This window comes from Natrialba sp. PRR66 (assembly GCF_034808065.1).
Lineage (GTDB): Archaea > Halobacteriota > Halobacteria > Halobacteriales > Natrialbaceae > Natrialba > Natrialba aegyptia.
In genome coordinates, this window is sequence record NZ_JAXHGN010000006.1 from 103,123 (window position 1) to 123,296 (window position 20,174).

The 20,174-nt window shown below is 62.3% G+C and carries 18 protein-coding genes and 1 pseudogene; 11 read left to right on the forward strand and 8 right to left on the reverse strand.

Going from position 1 to position 20,174, the window contains the following annotated elements; translation table 11 throughout:
• Positions 1-30: 30 nt before the first annotated feature.
• From SM755_RS19680 to SM755_RS19690, 3 genes are all read right to left on the reverse strand, one after another.
• Positions 31-1,680 (reverse strand): long-chain-fatty-acid--CoA ligase, encoded by a 1,650-nt coding sequence (locus tag SM755_RS19680; protein WP_323174147.1) that lies wholly within the window; start codon positions 1,678-1,680, stop codon positions 31-33.
• 303 nt (positions 1,681-1,983) lie between these two features.
• Positions 1,984-3,318, reverse strand: coding sequence for a methyl-accepting chemotaxis protein (locus SM755_RS19685; RefSeq protein WP_323174148.1), 1,335 nt, complete (start codon positions 3,316-3,318; stop codon positions 1,984-1,986).
• 411 nt (positions 3,319-3,729) lie between these two features.
• Complete coding sequence (locus tag SM755_RS19690; RefSeq protein WP_323174149.1) at positions 3,730-4,500, reverse strand: IclR family transcriptional regulator; 771 nt, start codon at positions 4,498-4,500, stop codon at positions 3,730-3,732.
• 122 nt (positions 4,501-4,622) lie between these two features.
• Between SM755_RS19690 and SM755_RS19695 the strand changes: the two are divergent.
• Positions 4,623-4,786, forward strand: a pseudogene (locus SM755_RS19695) (biotin/lipoyl-containing protein); the annotation flags it as partial.
• 26 nt (positions 4,787-4,812) lie between these two features.
• Here SM755_RS19695 and SM755_RS19700 read toward each other — a convergent pair.
• Together SM755_RS19700 and SM755_RS19705 are read right to left on the reverse strand one after the other, a co-directional pair.
• Positions 4,813-5,781 carry an alpha-ketoacid dehydrogenase subunit beta gene (locus SM755_RS19700; protein WP_323174150.1) on the reverse strand — a complete coding sequence of 323 codons (969 nt, stop codon included), beginning with the start codon at positions 5,779-5,781 and terminating at the stop codon, positions 4,813-4,815.
• A gap of 4 nt (positions 5,782-5,785) precedes the next feature.
• Entirely contained in the window at positions 5,786-6,943 is a 1,158-nt protein-coding gene (locus tag SM755_RS19705; protein WP_323174151.1) for a thiamine pyrophosphate-dependent dehydrogenase E1 component subunit alpha, read from the reverse strand.
• A 241-nt stretch (positions 6,944-7,184) separates the two neighbouring features.
• On the opposite strand from SM755_RS19705, the gene SM755_RS19710 reads away from it, so the two are divergent.
• The 4 genes from SM755_RS19710 to SM755_RS19725 are packed head-to-tail and all read left to right on the forward strand — an operon-like array spanning position 7,185 to position 10,634.
• Positions 7,185-8,192, forward strand: coding sequence for an ABC transporter substrate-binding protein (locus SM755_RS19710; protein ID WP_323174152.1), 1,008 nt, complete (start codon positions 7,185-7,187; stop codon positions 8,190-8,192).
• Between the two features lie 18 nt (positions 8,193-8,210).
• Positions 8,211-9,059, forward strand: coding sequence for an ABC transporter ATP-binding protein (locus SM755_RS19715; protein WP_323174153.1), 849 nt, complete (start codon positions 8,211-8,213; stop codon positions 9,057-9,059).
• A gap of 4 nt (positions 9,060-9,063) precedes the next feature.
• Positions 9,064-9,864, forward strand: a complete 801-nt coding sequence (locus SM755_RS19720; protein WP_323174154.1) for an ABC transporter permease — start codon at positions 9,064-9,066, stop codon at positions 9,862-9,864.
• Positions 9,855-10,634: an ABC transporter permease gene (locus SM755_RS19725; RefSeq protein WP_323174155.1), complete on the forward strand. Its 780-nt coding sequence runs from the start codon at positions 9,855-9,857 to the stop codon at positions 10,632-10,634. Before SM755_RS19720 ends, SM755_RS19725 begins: the two co-directional genes overlap by 10 nt.
• A 207-nt stretch (positions 10,635-10,841) precedes the next feature.
• On the opposite strand, the gene SM755_RS19730 is transcribed toward SM755_RS19725, so the two are convergent.
• Entirely contained in the window at positions 10,842-11,330 is a 489-nt protein-coding gene (locus tag SM755_RS19730) for a DUF3237 domain-containing protein (RefSeq protein ID WP_323174156.1), read from the reverse strand.
• Positions 11,331-11,502: 172 nt separating this feature from the next.
• Between SM755_RS19730 and SM755_RS19735 the strand changes: the two genes are divergently transcribed.
• The 4 genes from SM755_RS19735 (at position 11,503) to SM755_RS19750 (ending at position 14,899) form a co-directional block, all read left to right on the forward strand.
• Positions 11,503-11,904 (forward strand): acyl-CoA thioesterase, encoded by a 402-nt coding sequence (locus SM755_RS19735; RefSeq protein WP_323174157.1) that lies wholly within the window; start codon positions 11,503-11,505, stop codon positions 11,902-11,904.
• Between the two features lie 230 nt (positions 11,905-12,134).
• Positions 12,135-12,854, forward strand: coding sequence for an ABC transporter ATP-binding protein (locus tag SM755_RS19740; protein WP_323174158.1), 720 nt, complete (start codon positions 12,135-12,137; stop codon positions 12,852-12,854).
• 2 nt (positions 12,855-12,856) lie between these two features.
• The gene (locus SM755_RS19745) at positions 12,857-13,555 is read left to right on the forward strand and encodes an ABC transporter ATP-binding protein (protein WP_342674268.1); all 699 of its coding nucleotides are present in this window, start codon (positions 12,857-12,859) and stop codon (positions 13,553-13,555) included.
• Between the two features lie 129 nt (positions 13,556-13,684).
• Positions 13,685-14,899: an ABC transporter substrate-binding protein gene (locus tag SM755_RS19750; RefSeq protein WP_323174160.1), complete on the forward strand. Its 1,215-nt coding sequence runs from the start codon at positions 13,685-13,687 to the stop codon at positions 14,897-14,899.
• Between the two features lie 203 nt (positions 14,900-15,102).
• Here SM755_RS19750 and SM755_RS19755 read toward each other — a convergent pair whose 3' ends face one another.
• Complete coding sequence (locus SM755_RS19755) at positions 15,103-16,131, reverse strand: branched-chain amino acid ABC transporter permease (RefSeq protein WP_323174161.1); 1,029 nt, start codon at positions 16,129-16,131, stop codon at positions 15,103-15,105.
• A 32-nt stretch (positions 16,132-16,163) separates the two neighbouring features.
• Positions 16,164-17,003 carry a branched-chain amino acid ABC transporter permease gene (locus SM755_RS19760; protein WP_323174162.1) on the reverse strand — a complete coding sequence of 280 codons (840 nt, stop codon included), beginning with the start codon at positions 17,001-17,003 and terminating at the stop codon, positions 16,164-16,166.
• 437 nt (positions 17,004-17,440) lie between these two features.
• Here SM755_RS19760 and SM755_RS19765 point away from each other — a divergent pair, with 437 nt between their 5' ends.
• Together SM755_RS19765 and SM755_RS19770 are read left to right on the forward strand one after the other, a co-directional pair.
• Positions 17,441-18,208 (forward strand): IclR family transcriptional regulator, encoded by a 768-nt coding sequence (locus SM755_RS19765; RefSeq protein WP_323174163.1) that lies wholly within the window; start codon positions 17,441-17,443, stop codon positions 18,206-18,208.
• Positions 18,209-18,388: 180 nt separating this feature from the next.
• The gene (locus tag SM755_RS19770) at positions 18,389-19,942 is read left to right on the forward strand and encodes an AMP-binding protein (RefSeq protein ID WP_323174164.1); all 1,554 of its coding nucleotides are present in this window, start codon (positions 18,389-18,391) and stop codon (positions 19,940-19,942) included.
• The last annotated feature ends 232 nt before the right edge of the window (positions 19,943-20,174 follow it).

Consider the following 20,174-nt stretch of genomic DNA (forward strand, 5'->3'; position numbering starts at 1 on the left):
CTATCAATAGTGGACGAAGTCCGGCCACAATCAGCGACGCTCTCCGTCGATCGGTAGCGATCCGTATTCCGCGGCGAACCCCTCGCGAAGCACCTTCTTGTCGAGTTTGCCGGTCGAGGTCTTCGGAATCGATTCGACGACGAAGAACTCGTCCGGCAGCCACCACTTCGGGAATCGATCGCGGAGATGCTCCCGAAGCGCATCCTCGGCGATCGATTCCCCCAGTACGACGTACGCGATGGGCCGCTCGTCCCACGTTTCGTGGTCGACGCCGAGTACCGTCGCCTCGTCGACGCCGTCGTGGGCCGTCAGTTCGTTTTCGAGTTCGACTGACGAGATCCACTCGCCGCCGCTCTTGATGACATCGTCGAGGCGGTCGACGACCTCGAGATAGCCGAACTCGTCGATGACGCCGACATCCCCGGTCTTGAACCAGCCGTCGTCGGTAAACGAGTCGTCGGTTTCCGCTGGGCGATTGTAGTACTCGTCGATGAGCCACGGCGCACGGGCCTGTATTTCGCCCGTCGACTCGCCGTCGTGAGGAACCGGGTCGCCGTTTAGATCACGGAGTCGGATGCGACAGCCGGGGGCAGGAAGCCCAGGTTTCAGTTGCTGTTGGTACTGCTCGCGTTCGGAGAGTTCCTGCACTTCGGTCGTCGTCATGGTATTGACGAGGTGGGGCGCGGCTTCGGTCATCCCGTACCCCTGCTTGATCGGCGCATCGATCTCTTTGTCAAACGTCTCCATGAGCCACTCAGGGGGAGACGTGCCGCCGATGAGCACGCGATCGAGACTCTCGAGGTTGAACTCGTCGTCCGCATCGGTCCCACCGGCTGTATCGTAGTAGTCGGCCATTTCTAGCCACACCGTCGTGACCGCCGCGGTGACGGTCACGTTCTCGCGGTCGATGAGGTCGGCAATCTGTTTGGTCCCGGTCTTCGAACCGGGGAGCACGAGCTTCGAACCGCACATCGTCGCCGTGTAGGGGAGGCCCCAGCCGTTGACGTGGTACATCGGCACGACCGGCATCACGACATCGCGCTCGCTAATGGCGAAGACGTCGACGTGGCTGTGGGTCACCGTGTGGAGGTACAGATCGCGGTGGGAGTAAGCTGCGCCCTTCGGAAGCCCGGTCGTCCCGGAGGTGTAGCAGATTCCCGCCTCCTGGTTCTCGTCGATGGCGGGCCAGTCGTAGTCGGCATCTTTCCCTTCGAGGAGGTCCTCGTAGGCGTGGATCGGCTCGAGACTGGTCTCGGGGACTTCGTCGGCAAGGACGACGTACTGCTCGACCGTCTCGAGCCGGTCGGCGACGGCCTCGACGGTATCGACGAGATGGGGATCGACGAAGACGACTTCGTCTTCGGCTTCGGTGATGATCTCGACGATGTGCTCGTCCGGCAGCATGTGGTTCGTCATGTGGATACTCCGGCCGCTACAGGGGAGCGCGAAGTAGAGTTCGTAGTGGCGGTGGTGGTTGAGCGCCATCACCGACAGTCGCGTTTCGGGGGAGACGCCGAGTTCGTCGAGTGCGTGTGCGAGTTGTCCCATTCGGTCGGACGCATCGGCGTACGTGTAGCGGTGGGTCCGTCCGTCGAGTTCTTCGGAGACGATTTCTTTGTGGGAAAAGAGGTCAGTGGCCCGTTCGAGCATGACCTGTAGTGTGAGTTCGTAATCGTTCATCGGGGGTCACCGTATGGGTGGATCGGAGCGAAGCTGACGCGGGCGATCCGTCCGTGCGATCGCGGGGATCGGGGTGTGGTGGGTACTGTCGGGAACGTCGTTCCTTCGGCCCGGGGCGATGTTCGCAAGGCCGCGTCTGACCGTGGAGCCGTTGGGCGAGGCGATTGCAGCGAGTTGTTGACTCGCGGTGGTACCGGCGTGGACGGTGGCGTATCGTCTACCCACAGACACCATTACGAAATTATGTGGTAGGATAGCATATATACCTTTTGTAGAACAGTTTCTCAACGGTGCGATCGGTGGCTACAGTTCCGCTTCGAATTCACGAACGGTATCGCGGACGTTGCGAACGCGTTCGGCCTGGCTGTCGTTGGTTTCGGAGAGCGTTTCGATCTCGGTTGCGATGTCCCGAATCTGGTCGACGGACGAGTCGAGCATGCTCGCGATCTCTTCGGCGCTTGCGGCTTGGTCGTCGGTTGCGTCGGCAATTTGATCGACGCCGGTGGCTGCCTCGGTGGCTGCGGTCTCGATTTCGGACTGTTTGTCGTCGACGACCCGTGCGTGTTCGATGGCGTCGTCGACGCGATCGAGCGTCGTTTCGACGCTTTCGATGGTTTCGGCGGTGTTGGTTCGGATCTCTCCGACGATGTCTTCGATGGTGTCGACTTCCGATTTCGATTGATCGGCGAGTTCTTTGACTTCGCTGGCGACGACGCGAAAGCCCGCGGCGTTGGTGTCTGCCTGTGCCGCCTGAATGTTGGCGTTCAGCGCCAGTAGGTTGGTCTCGTCCGCGATATTGTCGATGACATCGACGACCGTATCGATTTCTTCGACCCGGTCTTCCAGGAGGCGACTGTTCTCGGCGAGCGTCGTCGTCGCGTCGCGAACCTCGTCGATCGAGGAGACGATTTCCGTGGTCGCCGCCCTGGATTCGTCGGCCAGTTCGGCCGCGGTCGAGCTCTGGTCGCTGACCTCGGTGGCGCTGGCGGCGATTTCCTCGACGGTCGCCGAGAGCGATTCCATCTCGTCGCGGACCGATTCGAGGTTCGCGACCTGGTCGTCGGCGAACGCTTCGAGTTCGGCGTTGGTCTCAGCGGTGGTCTCGCTCGCGGCGAGCAACTCTTCGACCGCACCGTTGACGGTATCACTGATCGATTCCTGCACGCGTTTTACGTCCTCGCGCTGTTCGACCAGATCGGTAACGATGCTCACGTACTCGAACGCGCCGATAACGTCGCCGTCGGGAGCTTCGAGGGGTGTCCCAGCGGCGCGAATGTGCCACTCGTCGCCATCGTTCTGACCGGATCGGACATCGTCCTCCCTGACCGATTCGCCCGTTCTGGCGATTTCTTCTGCCAGCGTTTCGTCGACCCCATCGGTCCCGATAACGTCGATCGCCTTCTCTCCGATCGCCCCCTCGTGGCTGATCCCGGTGAGCGCCGCGTGTTCCTCGTTCCAGTGGGTGATGACGCCGTCGTCGTTAACGACCAACACCGGTTCGGGGAACTCTTCGACTAACTGGTCGAAAAGGTGTCGCCAGAAGTTCCGTTCCTCTCGCAGCCGATCCGCTTCAGTTCGCGTATCCTCGCTCTCGGAGCGTGTGAGATCCGAGCGCGGGCACAAACTCGTACTAGCCATTACGACCTGTTTGCTGAACAAGTACTAAATATCTACTGGCAGTTGCGGCCGGAGGCGGGCCGGACGTCACAGCTATCGTGGTAACGACGCATTCGTCAGAAGCGAATACTCCTTCTGGACGACCGAAGCATCATCGGAAAGGATTCCGGTTTCGGTACGGATATTTTTACATAGGTATGGTTGTAATACTCCGTATCAGCGTCGTCTCGGCTGTGAGAGACGGAACACAGCAAGTGAACGCATTTCCGCGGGTTGAACTCGAGCGACGATCAGGAACCCGTAGCCGAACAGGGGTTCGTATTTCACGAACGAGGGTCAGCGAGTTCCGAATCGAACAGCAGCCGGTTCATCGGCTCGTGACGTGGCGGGTCGAGAGGACGCGACCGGTCCGGCGGCGGATTACCGTATCGACTACGAGTACGTCTGGTTGAGTTCGATAATCGTCGCCGCATGGCGGAGTTTCGGCAGGATCGACTCCTGGATTCGGTCCTCGTCCAGTCGGCTGCTCGGACCGGAAACGCTGATGGCACCGGAGATCCGGTCGTCTCTAAAGACGGGCACTGCGACGCAGTGTAACCCGTTGATACGCTCTTCCCGGTCGTACGCGACCTCCTGTTGTCTGATCGTTTCGAGTTCGTCGAGCAGCGACTCCCGGTCGGTGATCGTCCGGTCCGTTTTCGCCGGGAGACCGTGACTGTCGATGATTTGTGCTCGTCGCTCCGGCGGGAGATAGGCGAGTACGGTCTTGCCGAGCGCCGTCGTATGCAAGTGCACGCATTGGCCGGTGTAGGAATCGATACTGACGGCATCCGAGCCTCGCTCTCGGACGATGAACACACCGTACCCGTTCTCTTCGACGAGGAGATTGGCCAGTTCACCGGTCTCGTCGGCGACGGTTCTGAGTTCGGGTTTGCCGACGTCGTACAGCTTCTTTTGCGTTCGAGCGTACGCCCCGAGGTCGAGGAACCGAAGGCCGAGTTCGTACGTCCGGCCGTCACTGACGACGTAGCCCTCGTGTTCCAGCGTTTTGAGATAGTTGTAGGCGCTGCTCTTTGGCAGCTCGAGTCGGTCGGCGATCGCCGTTACGGTCGCCCCGTCGAGTTCTTTGAGCGCTTCGACGATTCGAAACGTCGTCTGTGCCGTTTTCACGGGTGTTTCCGGTTTCGTGTCGCTCGTTGTCATTGTACACGATAGACTGTTCGCAATGTACTAATAGCTATTCGTCCGTGGCAACTGTTTCAGACGGCCTGCTGTAACAATTGACCGACGAAACCGCAAACCGACCCGCGGCTGGCCGGAACTGACTGCCAGCGATCCTCCTACCCATCGACACAGCAGGGATCGCGGCGGGTGAACTCGTCGCCTGGCTCGTCGAACCGGGCGATTCCGTCGAGAAAGGGCAACTGGTCGCGGAAGTCGAGACCGACAAACGCTCGTCGAGATTCCGTCGGCGTACGACGGCGTCGTCGCGGCACTGCTCTTGCTCGAGTCGCGTCAGTAGGAGACGGTTTTCGTGATCGCTTCCTCGATCCGCGGCGGGTGCGGAACGTAATAGTCCTCCATCGAGAGCAGCGGAACGGGGATGTCGAAGCCGGTCACGCGCTCGATCGGCGCTTCCAGATACAGCAAGACCTCGTCGTTGATCGTCGCGACGAGTTCGCCGGCGAACCCGCCCGTCTTGGCCGCCTCGTGGACCACGACGCAGCGGCCGGTCTTTCGAACCGACTCGGTGACCGTCTCCCGGTCGAGCGGGGAGATCGTCCGCAGGTCGATCACCTCGGCGTCGACGCCGTCGAGGTTGTCGACGGCCTCGAGCGTCTTGTGCATCATCGCACCCCACGAGACGACGGTCACGTCTTCGCCTTCCCGCCGGATCGCCGCTTCGCCGAGCGGCTCGGTGTAGTCTCCCTCGGGGATGTCCTCGCGCAGCGAACGATAGACGTGTTTCGGCTCCATGAACAGAACCGGATCGGGATCGCGAATGGCACTGATGAGCATCCCCTTGGCGTCGTGCGGCGTCGACGGGATCGCGACCGTAAGCCCCGGAACGTGGCCGTACGCTCCCTCCAGACTCTCGGAGTGGTGTTCGAGCGCCCTGACGCCGGCCCCGTAGGGCGTCCGAACGACCATCGGCGCGGTGAGTTCGCCGCGCGTTCGCCAGCGAATCCGGCTGGCGTTCGTGACCAACTGGTCGAACGCCGGCGGTAGAAAGCCGGAGAACTGAATCTCCGCGATCGGTCGGAACCCGTGAGTCGCCAGGCCGACCGCGCTACCGACGATCGCGATCTCCGAGAGGGGCGTATCGAGGACCCGATCCGACCCGAACGCCGCTAAGAGCCCGTCCGTCGCCCGAAAGACGCCGCCGGACTCGGCAACGTCCTGCCCGAAGACCAGCGTCCGGTCGTCGTTTCGCATCTCCGTGTGCAGTGCGTCGTTGATCGCATCGATGATTGTTGCGTTCATGACATCACCCCTTCGGCCGCTGTTCGATGAACTCGTACATGTCCGGTCGCTCCTCCAGCAGGTCGCGCAATTCCTCGAGTTGGCGCTCCAACTCGGGCGGCATCTCCTCGTGGAGGTACGCGAAGAGTTCGTCGATGCCGCGTTCTTCGACGGCGTCGGCGGCGTCGACCGCCTCGTCGAACTCCGCCTCGACCTCCTCGCGGATCGTGTCCTCGTCGATCGCGCCCCAGCGTCCGGTCTGCTCCAAGAACGCCCGGTATCGCGCTAACGGATCGCGTTCCTCCCACTCGTCGACCTCGTCGCCGGAGCGATACCGCGTCGGATCGTCGCTCGTCGTGTGCGCGCTGCGCCGGTAAGTGACGGCTTCGACCAGAACCGGCGCTCCCTCGAGGGCGCGTTCGCGAGCCGCCGAGACCGCGTTGTAGACCGCAAGCACGTCGTTCCCGTCGACGCGGATGCCGTCGACGCCGTACGCCAGGGCCTTCTGGGCGACCGTCTCGGCGTTCGTCTGTTCGTCAAACGGCAGCGAGATCGCGTACTGGTTGTTCTGACAGAAGAATACGGCCGGGACACCGAGGACGCCGGCGAAGTTCAGCCCCTCGTGGAACGCGCCGGTCGAGGTCGCCCCGTCGCCGAGATTCGCGAACGCGATGGCGTCCTCGCCGTCGAGTTCGAGTCCCCAGGCCTTGCCGGTCGCAAGCGGGATGTGCGACCCGATCGAGATGGCCATGCCGAAGACGTTCGCCCCCTCCATTCGCGAGGCGTCTTCGATGCCTCGCCAGTACAACAGCAGGTCGCGCATCGAGAGACCGTGTAACAACAACGCGCCGGCCTCGCGGCCGTACGGAAAGATCCAGTCGTCGCGCGAGAGTGCGTAGCCGCTGCCGATGATGCTGGCCTCCTGGCCGTGGCCTGACGCGATCGTCCCGAGGCGGCCGCGTCGCTGGAGTTTCGTCGCTCGCTCGTCGTAGATGCGTTGCAGAAGCATCCAGCGGTAGAGATCGCGGAAGGCCTCGTCGTCGAGATCCGGAACTCGTTCGGCGGCGAACGAGCCGTCGGAACGTACCACGCGGTACGTTTCGATCTCTAGATCCCCCTGCGAGAGCGGATCGACGCCGACGTCGGCCGCTGCTGGAGGCACTGTTCGTGGGCTGTCGTCCATAGTACGCCTCAACATGGCTCCATCAGCCGTATAAATCTTTGCGACTGATTCTCAACGGCAGTTACACGAGTGCAAGACGCAGTTTCATGACGACAAGGCGCGGCCCGATGGACCGCCGAGCGACGAAAGCCCGCCGCATGGTTATCGCCTCTTTCGCCGACCGAATCGGCGATCCGTGCCCGGCGTCGTGAGTGCCGGTTGATCACAATCTTTTTACCACCTTACGAGAATTGAGAGGTGTATGCTACCACGTGACAGGAGGACATTCCTCAAGAGTGGGGCCACAGCCACCGTCGGCCTGACCGGACTGGCCGGCTGTCTCGGCGGGGGAAGCGGTGATGGGACGCTCGGATTCAACTTCACCGTCCCGGTCGAGAACCTGGGTTCCTTGCTGGATATCCCCGACATCCAGGACCAACTCGACAACATCGGTGCGGAGTACGAACTCGACGTCTCGCAGAACTCGAGCACTCCGGATTCGTTGAACGCGCTGGCAGCCGGGGAGTCCGATCTCTGTCTCGTGACGACGGTGAGTTACGCCTCCGCGGTGATGCAGGAAGCCGTCCCCGGAAACATCACGATGCTCGCGACGGACTTCTGGGACGCTCACGCGGACCACTACGGGTTCACGATCTTCTCGCACGGCGACTCGGACATTACCGAACCGGCGGATATGGAGGGAGCGACGCTTGGCGTCAACGCTCTGGGAACCGGCATTCACTCGGTGTACCAGCGCCAACTCCTCGACCTCGGACTCGATCCCGACGAAGACGTCGAGTTCGTCGAGCAGGATTTCCCGACGTTCACGGCCGGTCTCGAAGACGGTATCTTCGATGTCGCGATCTACCCCGCGCTGTTCGCGCCCCAGGCTCGAGACAACGGCTTCAATGAGGTGTTTTCCAGCCAGGACGTCTGGGACGAGGCGTATCCGTTCGCGTACATCGTCGCCTCGAACACCGCTCTCGAAGAGAAAGAGTCGGCCGTGCGGTCGTGGATGGAAGACTACGTTACAGTCGTCGACTACATGTTCGAGAACCGGGACGAGGTTGTCTCCCTGGCCAGCGACCACTTCGAGCTTCCCGAACCGTTAGTCGATTCGTTCTTCCTGACCGAGGCGGATTACTATCGGGACGATATCGAGATCGATACCGAGCGCCTCCAGTACGCGATGGACGAGATGCACGACATGGGGTTCACCGACGACACGTTCGACGTCGAGGAGTACGCGACCAACGAATACCTCCCGTGAGGACCACGAGATCAGACCATGAATCGAACGCAGGCCCACCGACAGCGCCACCCCCCGAACGCAGAATCGACATACGAGACGATGGTTGACGGACACGTGACGATCACCGAACTCGAAAAGGTGTACGAATCGGGAGACGAACGAACGACGGCGATCGAGGACTTCTCGGTGACGGTTCCGAGCGGCGAGTTCCTCGGCGTTGTCGGTCCGAGCGGCTGTGGCAAGAGTACGCTACTCTATCTCGTCGCCGGCTTTCTCGAACAGACGACGGGAACGATCGCCGTCGACGGCGACCCGATCGACGGCCCCGGGACCGACCGCGGCGTCGTCTTCCAGGACTACGCGCTCTTTCCGTGGCGAACGGTCATGGGAAACGTCACGTACGGACTCGAAGAAAAGGGCGTCGGCAAGGAAGAGCGTCGGGCGACCGCCCAGCGGTTCATCGACATGATGGATCTCGACGGCTTCGAGGACAAGTACCCGAAAGAGCTGTCCGGCGGGATGAAACAGCGCGTCGCGCTCGCCAGAACGCTCGCGTACGATCCGAAGATCCTCCTGATGGACGAACCCTTCGGCGCGCTCGATCAGCCGCTACGCGAATCCCTCCAGGACCACCTCATCGACATCTGGCGCGACCTCGAAAAGACGGTCATCTTCATCACCCACGACGTCGAGGAGGCGGTGTATCTCTCCGAACGCGTGCTGATCATGACCCGCCACCCGGGGACCAAAAAGACCACCGTCGGTATCGACCTGGACCGCACGCAGCCCCGCGAAGAACTCGTTCTGTCCGACGAGTACACTGCCACGAAGAACGACGTGTGGCAATCGCTCCGGGAAGAAACGACGCCCGGGGGAGAACGCTGAGCGCATGTCGTACGCCGACTTCCGACTGGAGACGGTTGCGGAAACGATACCGAATCCGCTCAGACGGATCGTCCGATTCGTCTTCGAGTGGATTCCGATCGCGATCGTCGCGGGACTGTGGGAACTGGCGAGTGGCACCGTCGTTTCGAGCGAGATACTCCCGCCGCCGTCCGCCGTCTTCGCGGTCTCGTGGGAACTGCTCGTTTCCGGACGGATCCTCCCGCACTTGCAGGTGTCGCTCTACCGGATCGGCGTCGGACTCGGCCTGAGCATCGTCGTCGGCGTCGCACTCGGCGTCGGAATGGCCCGCGTGAAGCCGATCGAGAACTTCTTCGAGGTGTTCCTGGCGCTGATCTACCCCGTCCCGAAGGCCGCACTCGTGCCGCTTGCGATCCTCTGGCTCGGCGTCGGCACGGAGACGGCGATCCTGATCGTCTTCCTCGCCTGTTTGCTTCCGATCGTCCTGAACAGCTACAACGCCGCGCGAAACGTCGATCGAAACCTGCTCTGGTCGGCGCGGATGATGGGAATGCCCACGTGGAAACTCCCGATCAAGGTCGTCGTCCCGGCGACGATACCGAGTATCCTCACCGGGATTCGACAGGCGATCCCGATCGCGTTCATCGCGCTGGTCAGCGCCGAACTCATCGCCTCGAACCGCGGCGTCGGCTTCGAAATCCTGCGGCACGGACAGATCGGAAACTACACGTCGATGTTCGCCGTCCTCGTCGTCATCTCCGGGACGGCATTCGTCGCCGTCCGCGGCTACGAGTGGCTCGAACGGCGGGTGGTCACATGGACGTGACCAGAACGGTCGGCCTCGATCGCAACGATGCGATCGCCGCCGCCAAATCGATCTACTCGCTCGTACTGCTGTTGCTCCTGTGGGAGTTCGTCGCGCAGTACGACATGGTCCACTCCTACTTCCTGCCGCCGTTATCGGACGTGCTGGCTACGTTCTACGAGTTGACTGCCGACGGCACGATGCTCGAACACGCGTACCTGACGTTCCGCCGGGCGATGGCCGGTCTCCTGCTCGCGTGTCTCCTCGGTATCGTCGTCGGCGTGCTCGCCGCCCGAAACCGCATCATGGGCTGGTTCTGGGACCCGATCATCGAGGTCGGCTACCCGGTGCCGGTGATCGCGCTCGTTCCCGTCTTCATGTTCTGGTTCGGAACCGGCGACCTGCCGAAGATCATGCTGGTCGCCGTCGGCTGCTTCTGGCCGGTCGCGATCAACGCCCGCAACGCAACCCGCGAGGTCGACGAGAACCTCGTCTGGTCGGCGCGAATGATGGGTACCTCGGATCGCCGACTGCTCCGACGGGTCGTCGTTCCGGCGGCAGCACCAGGGATCATCTCGGGCGTGCAAATCGCGCTGCCGATCGCGCTGATCGTCACGTTCGTCTTCGAGATGGTCGCCGGCGGCGGCGGGCTGGGCCACCTCGAAATCCAGGGCGTCCGGTCGTTCGAGTCGGCGCAGGTGTACGCATCGCTCATCGCAATTATGATCGTGGGATTCACCCTCGACCGCGGGCTGCGATACCTTCGCGGCCGGCTCCTCGCGTGGACCTGACCGACGGAGACCACAGATCGGTACCCGCTCACGAACGGGTTACTGCCGACCTCGAACTGTCAGAACTGGTCGGCTCCCTGAACTCGTTACGGCCTGGGGTAAATCACACTATCCGGTTCATCAGTGGACACCGTATTGCCGGTGAAAATACCGACGCTGCGGGCGCTATCGCGGAAAAACAAGCCTCACGCGGACGAGAGAAAACGGCTATCCGACGCGATACACAACCAGCCTGACGCCTGTCGGCTGGCGTGTTCCGGCGGCGACGAAGACGTGCCGCGTGAGCCAGTCTAGTTCCGGGTCGACGGTTTCGAACGACGGCACCGAGCGAAAGTAGACGGCATCGGAATCGACCGGATCGCCGTCGCGGAGCCGTTCGCTCGCCTCCGACGGAGCCCGCCGGATGCCGCGATTTTCCACGTACACCCGCGAACCGTCGTCGGTTTCGAAGGCGTACTTCGCTACCAACTCCGTCGGCCGTTCGGCGCGAAAGAGCTGGTAATCCGCGCCGGCCGACAGCACTCGTCCGTTACACCGCCCCGTCACTGTACCGCCGCTAATCGGGATGATGCGGCGGTGTCCGTCGCCCGTCTCGCCGATCTCGATCGGTTCTTCGACCTCGACGGTCAACCCGAGAACGCGCTCGAGTTCAGGTTCGGGTGCAGACGTCCCATGTGAATTGTGATCGTCACCCATGAAAAGAAACGTGAACGCGCCGATACATAACTATTGTCGGTTGAGGTGGGCGGCTGCCGTCACCGGGGCGAACCGAACGAGGGGGTGGGTACCAGTGTCCGAGGACGGACTGATCCGTCGGCGGCGTTCGAGAATTCTTATAGGACTCGACCCTCTCGGTACGAGACACCACATGAGTTTCACACGAACGTGGACGGTTCGATTCTCGGATACGGATCCGTTCGGCATCGCACACTACCCGCGGATGATCGATGCGATTCACGAGACTTCGGATATGTTCATGGAATCGATCGGCTGGCCCTTCTGGGAACTGACCGACGAACACGGGATCGGGCTCCCGCTCGTCTCGATGGATTTCGACTTCACGGGCCAGGTGGAAGCCGGCGACGACGTCGAGATCGAACTGACGCCGACGGTCGGCGAATCGAGCGTGCAACTGGAATACCGAGCCACGCACGACGAGACCGTCGTCTTCAGCGGGACGGAACACCGCGTCTGCGTTCCCGTCGACGGCGACGGCGGCGTGCCGGTCCCCAACGAACTCAGAACTGCTCTCGACGGCGTTGCCGACTGAGTCGTCCCACTGAGACGACCGTGGACGAGCGAATTTGGACGATGAGACCGTGGGCCGGTGACGAGTGCGTTCGTAGCACGACGAAACCGTGTCCCAGACCGGTGAGGCGAACCCCGGAACGGATTCGTCGGAAGCGGTGCGTTTCGGCGAGCGGTCGTCACCGTTCCGTCGCCACGGCCGTGCGTTTCGTTACCACATCATTTATGACGGATGCGTCGAAAGCGCAGAGCATGCTTCGGGTGACGAGCGTTAGCAAATCGTTTGGCGGGCTGGTCGCCGTCGACGACGTAACTTTCGAGATCGGTGACGAGGAGATCGTCGGATTGATCGGGCCGAACGGAGCCGGCAAGACGACGCTGTTCAACGCGATTACGGGCGTCCATCCGCCTACCGAGGGGACGATCGTCCTGGACGAGACGGAGCTTACCGGCAGCAAACCACACGAAATCGCGAGGGCCGGCGTTGCCAGGACCTTCCAGACGGCGCGGACGTTCGACGAGGCGACCGTCGTCGAGAACGTCGCCATCGGCGCCGTCTTCGGCAACGGCGATTCGAAAGCCCGCGCCGAAACGCGGGCCTACGAACTGCTCGAGTTCATCGGCCTCGACGAGCAGGCCCACGACTCGGTCGGCGAACTCAACATCGCGGACCGGAAACTGCTCGAACTCGCCCGGGCGCTTGCGACCGAGCCGGCGTTCGTCCTCGTCGACGAGATCGGCAGCGGCCTCACGCCGACTGAACTCGAGACGCTGACGGAGACGTTAGAGCGCATCCGTTCCGAGCACGGAATCTCCGTCTTCTGGATCGAGCACATCGTCGATGCGATCATGGGTGCGACGGATCGGATCATCGTTCTCAATCAGGGCGCGAAGATCGCCGACGGAACGCCCGCGGAGGTGCAGTCCGATCAACAGGTTGCCGAGGCGTACCTCGGCGGGGTGGAGGTATGACGCTGCTCGAGGTCGACGGAATCGACGTCTCCTACGGCGATCTGCAGGTGCTCTGGGATGCGTCGATGGCAATTGAGGAGTCGGATTCGGTCGTGACGCTGGTCGGTCCGAACGGCGCGGGCAAGACGACGCTGCTCAGAACGCTCTCGGGCCTGCTCGAGCCGTCCGCCGGGACGATCGAGATTCTCGGCTCGGATATCTCGACCCGTCGCGCCGAGGAGATCGTCGACCTCGGCTTCGTCCACGTGCCCGAGGAGCGAAATCTCTTCGACGAGATGACGGTCGCCGAAAACCTGCGGATGGGATCGTACAAACACCGCGACGAGTTCGAGGAGACGCACGCGGAGGTCGTCGAGATGTTTCCCGTTCTCGAGGAGCGCCGCGAGCAGAAGGCGGGGACGTTAAGCGGCGGCGAACAGCAGATGCTCGCGATCGGCCGCGGGTTGATGGCACAACCCGACATCCTCGCGCTGGACGAACCGTCCGGTGCGCTCGCCCCGCAACTCGCCGAGCGGGTGTTCGAGAAGATCGAGGAGATCAGTACGGACGTGACCGTCTTGCTCGTCGAGCAACACGTCGATCGGGCGCTCGAACTCGCGGACCGGGCCTACCTGCTAGAGAACGGGCGCATCGCCGCCGAGGGAACGGGGTCGGAGTTACTCCAGAGCGACCACGTCGTGGAGGCGTATCTCCGCGGCTAGCACGCAGCGGTCCCCGAACCGGGCCGACGGCGTCCCATGAGTGCCGCAAGCAGGCTCGAACTCACTCGCGAGCGGACCGGCGACAAAAAGATTGAAGGATGGTAAGTGTGAGTTGGTACCGTGGTACAAATGCCAGAGACGGGATTACACCGAATACAGCGTCGAACGGTGCTGAAATCGACCGGTGCCGGCGTCGGGATCGGACTTATGGCCGGGTGCATGGGCGGGAGCGGGGGCGGCGATACACACACTATTGCGGGGCTACAGCCCCACTCGGGACCGTTTGCCCTGTACGGAGACGCCCACACGGCGGGAATCGAGTTCGCGATCGAGGAGATCAACGCCGACGGCGGCATCCTCGATCAGGAACTCGAACATATCGCGGAGGACACCGGATCGGAACCGAGCGAGGCGGTGACGATCCTCAACCGGCTCGTCGAAACTGAGGACGCCGTCGCCGCCGTCGGCCCGGTCTCGAGCGACGTGGGAGTGCTGACCTCGGAGAACGCCGAAGAACTCGAGGTGCCGCTGTTCTTGCACACGTCGGGCGACATCGAGATTCTCTCGCGGAACTCGAGCTACACGTTCCGGACGGCGCTGCCGCCCGCGCCGGCGTTCATCCAGGCGGTCGCGGACATCATCGAAGACAACGGGTACGAGACGATCGGGGCGATCAACGCCGACTACGCGTGGGGGATCGCAGCCGAGGAAGCCATCGAGCAAACCTTCCCAGACAATATCGACCTCACGATGCGGACGGCACCGCAGGGGGAGAGCGATTTCGCGCCGTACCTCCGCGATATGCCGAGCGATCTGGACGTGCTGGTCGGCTCGGGGCATCCGCCGGGACTGAACGACATGTTCAGTCAGATGATGGAGGTCGGGCTCGAACCCGAACTGATGACCGGGGCCGTCGACCCGCCGGAGACGAATTACAACGGGATCGGGGACGCCGTCGCGAACGGGTTCACGTTCGGTCACCTTCCGGACGTGTACTCCGAGGAGTACCGGGAGATCGCCGACCGGTTCTACGAGGAGACGGGCGGTTATTTCGGCCCGACGCAGGCGGCCGGATACGTCACAGTGCAGTTGATCGCGGAGGCGATGCGCCAACAGGAGTCGGCCGATCCACAGGACGTTGCAGCGGGAACGCGCCAACTCGAGTTCGACACGATCTACGCCGAACCGGTCCAGTATACGGAGTGGGGTGAGCTGGACAACTACTCGCTGATCTGGAGCGGGTTCGAGATGCAGGCACCGGCGTACTATCCGGACGGCGACTTCGATCTGCACGAGGTCTACCGGACGGATTCCCTCTCGGCGATCGATCCGACGGAATGGTAGCCCAGGACGGCTATAGTGCAACTGAAACACTTCACACCGATCGTACAGCTCTCGTGAGATCGGGTGTACAGTGACTTTCAATGGGGACTGTCGATACTGGTCTCTTTTTGGGACGGGAGTCGCGGTCACATGCGTGCCCTGCTGTGGTCGAGAAAATGCGCAGGAGAGCTGACGGGAGATGACGGGGGTTGTGCCCCTTCTCGCTAGCTTTCACGCCACGTCGCGATCCGCTCGCGAGTTCGGAATCGATCGTTCAGGATGCGGTCCGCGAACGGGACGACGCCCTGTCGGAAATAGAGGAAGAGGACGATCAGGAGTGCGCCGAAGATCACCGTTCGCCACTCTCCCGTGGACGCCAGCCCCTCATCGATCCAGATGACGAGTCCGGCCCCAACGAGTGGCCCGAGGAGCGTCCGCATCCCGCCGACGATGAGGATGATCAGGACGAGCACGTCGATCACCTGGAACTCGAACAGGCCGGGGATAACGAATCCCTCCAGTTGCGCGTACAGCGGACCGACGAGCCCGATGATGAAGGCGCTGGTGAACCCCGCGAGAACCTTGTACCGGACCACGTCGACGCCGATCGATTCGGCGGCGACCTCGTCCTGTCGGATCGCGTCGAAGGCCAATCCGTACGTCGAGTTGCGAAGCCACTCGTAGAAGGCGAACGTCGCGCCGAGGAGCGCGAGCACGAGGTAATAGAGGATCACGTGCTCGTGGATGCCGAACCCCTCCTGGAGCGACTCGAATCCCAGGCCCGAGAAGATGAGCCCGGTGCTCCCGCCGGTGATGTCGCGGGCACCGACGAAGAACTCGATGACCGCAAACTGCAGCGCGAGGGTCAAGATGGCGATCAGGATGACGGTAAACTGGAGCCTCGCCGCGACGTAACAGACGAGCGCACCGATTACGCCGGTCAGGACGGCACCGATGAGGAGCGTCGCCCACGGCGAGACGCCGAATGCCTCTGCCGAGAGCGCGGTAGTATACGCGCCGATTCCAGTCAGTGCGCCAACGAACAGGAACAGTTGATCCGTGTGTCCGAAGACGATGTTGAGCGCCATCGCGAGCGTCGCGAAAATCGCCGCCAGGATAATCAGTCGGGAAACGTACGTCGCACCCTCGCGGAAGACGACCGGGGGAACGAGTGCGAGTAGTCCCAGGACGAGCGGTAACCGAATTGTCTCCCAATCAGTGCCACCGACGCGCGTGAGTAGTGCGTGTATCATTGGTATTCCAGTGTCCGTGTGTACCGAGTTCGTTATGCGACCTGCTCCGGCTGGAGCAGCAGTGCGATGATCGCGGCCGCGAACAGTGCGATTTCGGCGACGTACGCGCCGACGTACGCGCTCGTGAACGTGGCAATGAGGCCGAGGACGAGTCCCGCTGCGACCGCACCGACGATGCTCGTCACGCCGCCGACGATGGACACGATCAGCGCCAGGATCGTCAGCTCGAATCCCTCCGCTGCACCGACCTGCTGGGTGAAGCTGTAGAGAATCCCCGCAACCGCCGCGATGGACGCGCTAAGCACGAACACGAGCGTTCGCATCTTTCGCGGGCTGATTCCGCAGAGAACCGCTCCGGTCTCGTCCTGTAGAACCGTCCTCGTCGCCCGTCCGAGATACGTTCGGCGGAAGAAGTAATACAGCCCCGCGAACACGGCGAGACTGATTACAATAATCGCGATCGAGGAACCGCGTATCTGTGCACCGAGGACCGTCGTCGACGGAACGCCGACGGAGAGCGAGTACGACGACGGACGAGCGATAACGAGCAGCCCATCGAGAAGTGTTGCCAACCCGAGCGTGACGAAAATCCCGAGCAACACCCGCTCTTCACCCTCGGATCGGTAGACGAACGAGAGCAGCGACTTGTCGACGACCAGGCCGAGTCCAGTGACGGCGACGACGGCGAGGACGATCGAGAGCGGGAGACTCGACGTGATCCCGAGGAGTTCGATCGCGATGACGACCGCGATCGCCGAAAAGACCCCGATCGACAGGTTGAGCACGCCACCGAGTCCGAACACGATCGTGATTCCGAGTCCGAGCAGGGCCAGGACGAGCCCCTGTGTGATCCCGTCGATCGCAAATTCCACTAGCTGTGTTACCGACGCTGACACCATTACAGGTGTGCTATCACATCACCATATCTTATACATTGTGGTCGACCGAGCGGCCACACACCGCTGTTGTGATAGCGACTCGTGTGGACACGCCGGATTGTGCCACGGGTTCAGACCACACAGGTCGTTCGCTCTCAGGAAACGCATTCTCTATCCTAGACGATCTATAATTTAGGACTTCCCCATCCGCTGAGAATCCCGTGCAACGAGTTCATATTGGGTCCGTGAACTGTTGGCGCGAGTTTCGCAGCGTATTTTACACTAGTACATCTGTAATCGTATCGCGACGAAATACTGTTGAGAGGCCAACCACTCCGTTTCGTCACAGCGAACAAGCGAGATTTGTTTCCCGGACCGATCTACTAGAAGTCTTGAACATCTCTTATATAGATGCGACAGAAAGAATTCCTATGGAAAATCGTGATATCGATGGACGATCCATCAAATCGGACGAGACACTGTTCGCCATCATCGAATGCCTGAAGGGAACGAACGGCGCAGGCGTCACCGAACTCGCCAATCAGCTCGATCTCGCAAAGAGCACCGTTCACAAACACCTTGTGGCGCTCGAACGCCACCGGTACGTGGTCAAAGCGGACGGCCAGTATCGGCTCGGACTCCAGTTTTTCACCGCCGGCGTCCACGTTCGGAACCAGTACGAGGTCTATCACGCCGCCAAGAATCGAGTCGACAAGCTCGCAGCCGAGACGAACGAGGCGGCCTGGCTCATCGTCCACGAAAACGGGATGGGGATGTTCATCTACGGCGTTGCCCACAACGAGGCGTTCACCTTCGACTCGACGATCGGCACGTGGGTCTACTTACACGCGAACTCGGCCGGCAAGGCGATCCTGGCTCACCTCCCCGACGACGAGGTCTCGTCGATTATCGACCGCCACGGACTGCCGGCACAAACCGAGAACACGATCACCGATCGCGAGACCCTGCTCGACGAACTCGCGGAGGTTAGAGACCGCGGCTACGCGATGAACGCACAGGAGGACCTTCGAGGACTGCACGCGATCGCATCGCCGGTCATCACCGACGGCCGGCCGGTCGCGGCCGTCACCATCGCGGGTGCCGCAAACCGGGTTACGGAGGAACGAATCGAAGACGACCTAGCCGAGCGCCTGCTCGAAGCGGTCGACGACATCGAACTGCGACTGGTGTACGGGTGACAGCCGCATCCGTCGCCTGATCGAGCGGGTAAAGACATTAACCGACGAAATCGGGCCGAATCGTGCGGGTGGGACGCTTTTGGAAGCTCGGAACGCTGTCCGAAGCAGCACGCCGAGCGGCAACGAATCGCGACACCATAATTATTAATACCTTCGGTATCCCCTCCCACACGTAAGCGGATGAATCAGAATCTCAGAGACGCGTTCGAGAGAACGGTCCGGTGTCACTCGTCGAAGACGGCGATTATCACCGAGGGTGGACGGTCGCAGACGTACGGGGAGCTGGACGACCGCACGACGCGGCTGGCGAACGCGTTGGCCGAGCGCGCCCCGGGCCGGCGGCTCGCAACGCTTGCGGTCAACGGGCCGGCGGCGATCGAAGCGATGCTCGCGAGCCAGAAGCGGGGGGTCGGAAACGTCCAACTCCCGTTTCGGGAGAGCCCCGGCGCACTGGCGTCGATGCTCGAGCCGACCGATGCGGGCGTTCTCCTCTTCGACGATGTGAACGCCGAAAAAGCGCTATCGGTACTCGACCGCGTCCCGTTCGAGCGGGCGATACACGCCGGCGAGAAATCGATCGAGCGCGACGGCGTTATCGACTACGACGTACTCCTCGCAGACGCCTCGACCGAGCCGGTCGAACCGCAGCCGGAGGGCGAACACGGCGTCTTCTACACGAGCGGGACGACGAGCACGCCGAAGGCCGTGTTGTTCGACCAGGAACAGCTGTGGTACGGCAGCACGCAAGTCGTCATGGAGATGGGGATCGAACAGACGGACACGGCGCTGGTGACGACGCCGTGGTATCACATGGTCACCTCCGACGCCTGGATCCTTCCGCACATCCAAGCCGGAGCGACGATGGTCGTCCAGTCCGATTTCGATCCGGACGAGGCGCTCCAACTCATCGAGGAACACGACGTGACGGGAATGCTCGCGGTTCCGACGCAGTTACACGCGCTTGCGGACACGCAGGCCGACGCGGGGTACGACATCGAGACGCTCTCGTACATCCGCACCGGCGGCTCGATCGTCACGGACGGACTCATCGAGAAGGCTGCCGAGTACTTGACCGAGGGCGTGTACAACACCTACGGGCTGACCGAAGGCGGGCCCAACCTGACGTTCGCACACCCCTCCGCCCAGGAGGACCACCCGGGAACGATCGGCACCGAGTCGTTCACGTGCGAACTCCGGGTCGTGGAAGCCGCCGAACCCGACGAAGATCCTGATCCGACCGCAACCGTCGATCCTGGCGAGACGGGCGAGATACTCATGCGGAATCCGGGAATGTGCGACGGGTACTTAGACCGTCCCGAGGAGACCGACCGCCTGCTGGTCGATGGCTGGCTCCGAACCGGCGACTGCGCGACGGTCGACGAGGACGGCTACCTGTACATCGTCGGCCGCGTCGATAATATGATCGTCAGCGGCGGCGAGAACGTCTATCCGGAAGACGTTGAAGGTATCGTCGAAACGCACGACTCGATCGACGAAGCCGTCGTCGTCGGCGTCGAAGACGAACGCTGGGGCCACCGCGTCGGGTGCGTCATCTACACCGAAAGTGGAGACGTCGACGTCGACGACCTCGACCAGTTCTGCAAGGACCACGACCAGCTCGCGAACTTCAAACGCCCGCGCGAGTACGCAGTGGCGACCGAACCGCTTCCTCGAACCGACACCGGGACCGTCGAACGCGAGACGGTCTCGACCGAGTTCTTCGGCGGCGAATGACGACGCCTGCATTCATCCCGACGGGACGGTATTTCCGGGCTCGAAGCAGATCGGAACCGGTGTACACCGAACTGCTGCCGCACGCGTACGATCTGTCCCCGCAGGACGACGGCTCGGCGCGGTAGCGCGCGTTCCTCTTCGGTTTGGAAACGACGACGCCCGTCGGTACGGGCTACCGGGGACGACCGACGCGCCCTTCGAGGCGGTCGATGCGGCGACGAGCGGCGCATCG

Coding starts and splice junctions, on each gene's coding strand:
- SM755_RS19725 (WP_323174155.1), top strand. CDS start 9,855: ATGGACGTGACCAGAACGGTCGGCCTCGATCGCAACGATGCGATCGCC.
- SM755_RS19685 (WP_323174148.1), bottom strand. CDS start 3,318: ATGGCTAGTACGAGTTTGTGCCCGCGCTCGGATCTCACACGCTCCGAG.
- SM755_RS19700 (WP_323174150.1), bottom strand. CDS start 5,781: ATGAACGCAACAATCATCGATGCGATCAACGACGCACTGCACACGGAG.
- SM755_RS19720 (WP_323174154.1), top strand. CDS start 9,064: ATGTCGTACGCCGACTTCCGACTGGAGACGGTTGCGGAAACGATACCG.
- SM755_RS19705 (WP_323174151.1), bottom strand. CDS start 6,943: ATGGACGACAGCCCACGAACAGTGCCTCCAGCAGCGGCCGACGTCGGC.
- SM755_RS19680 (WP_323174147.1), bottom strand. CDS start 1,680: ATGAACGATTACGAACTCACACTACAGGTCATGCTCGAACGGGCCACT.
- SM755_RS19765 (WP_323174163.1), top strand. CDS start 17,441: ATGGAAAATCGTGATATCGATGGACGATCCATCAAATCGGACGAGACA.
- SM755_RS19715 (WP_323174153.1), top strand. CDS start 8,211: ATGAATCGAACGCAGGCCCACCGACAGCGCCACCCCCCGAACGCAGAA.
- SM755_RS19730 (WP_323174156.1), bottom strand. CDS start 11,330: ATGGGTGACGATCACAATTCACATGGGACGTCTGCACCCGAACCTGAA.
- SM755_RS19710 (WP_323174152.1), top strand. CDS start 7,185: ATGCTACCACGTGACAGGAGGACATTCCTCAAGAGTGGGGCCACAGCC.
- SM755_RS19690 (WP_323174149.1), bottom strand. CDS start 4,500: ATGACAACGAGCGACACGAAACCGGAAACACCCGTGAAAACGGCACAG.
- SM755_RS19735 (WP_323174157.1), top strand. CDS start 11,503: ATGAGTTTCACACGAACGTGGACGGTTCGATTCTCGGATACGGATCCG.
- SM755_RS19770 (WP_323174164.1), top strand. CDS start 18,389: ATGAATCAGAATCTCAGAGACGCGTTCGAGAGAACGGTCCGGTGTCAC.
- SM755_RS19740 (WP_323174158.1), top strand. CDS start 12,135: ATGCTTCGGGTGACGAGCGTTAGCAAATCGTTTGGCGGGCTGGTCGCC.
- SM755_RS19750 (WP_323174160.1), top strand. CDS start 13,685: ATGCCAGAGACGGGATTACACCGAATACAGCGTCGAACGGTGCTGAAA.
- SM755_RS19755 (WP_323174161.1), bottom strand. CDS start 16,131: ATGATACACGCACTACTCACGCGCGTCGGTGGCACTGATTGGGAGACA.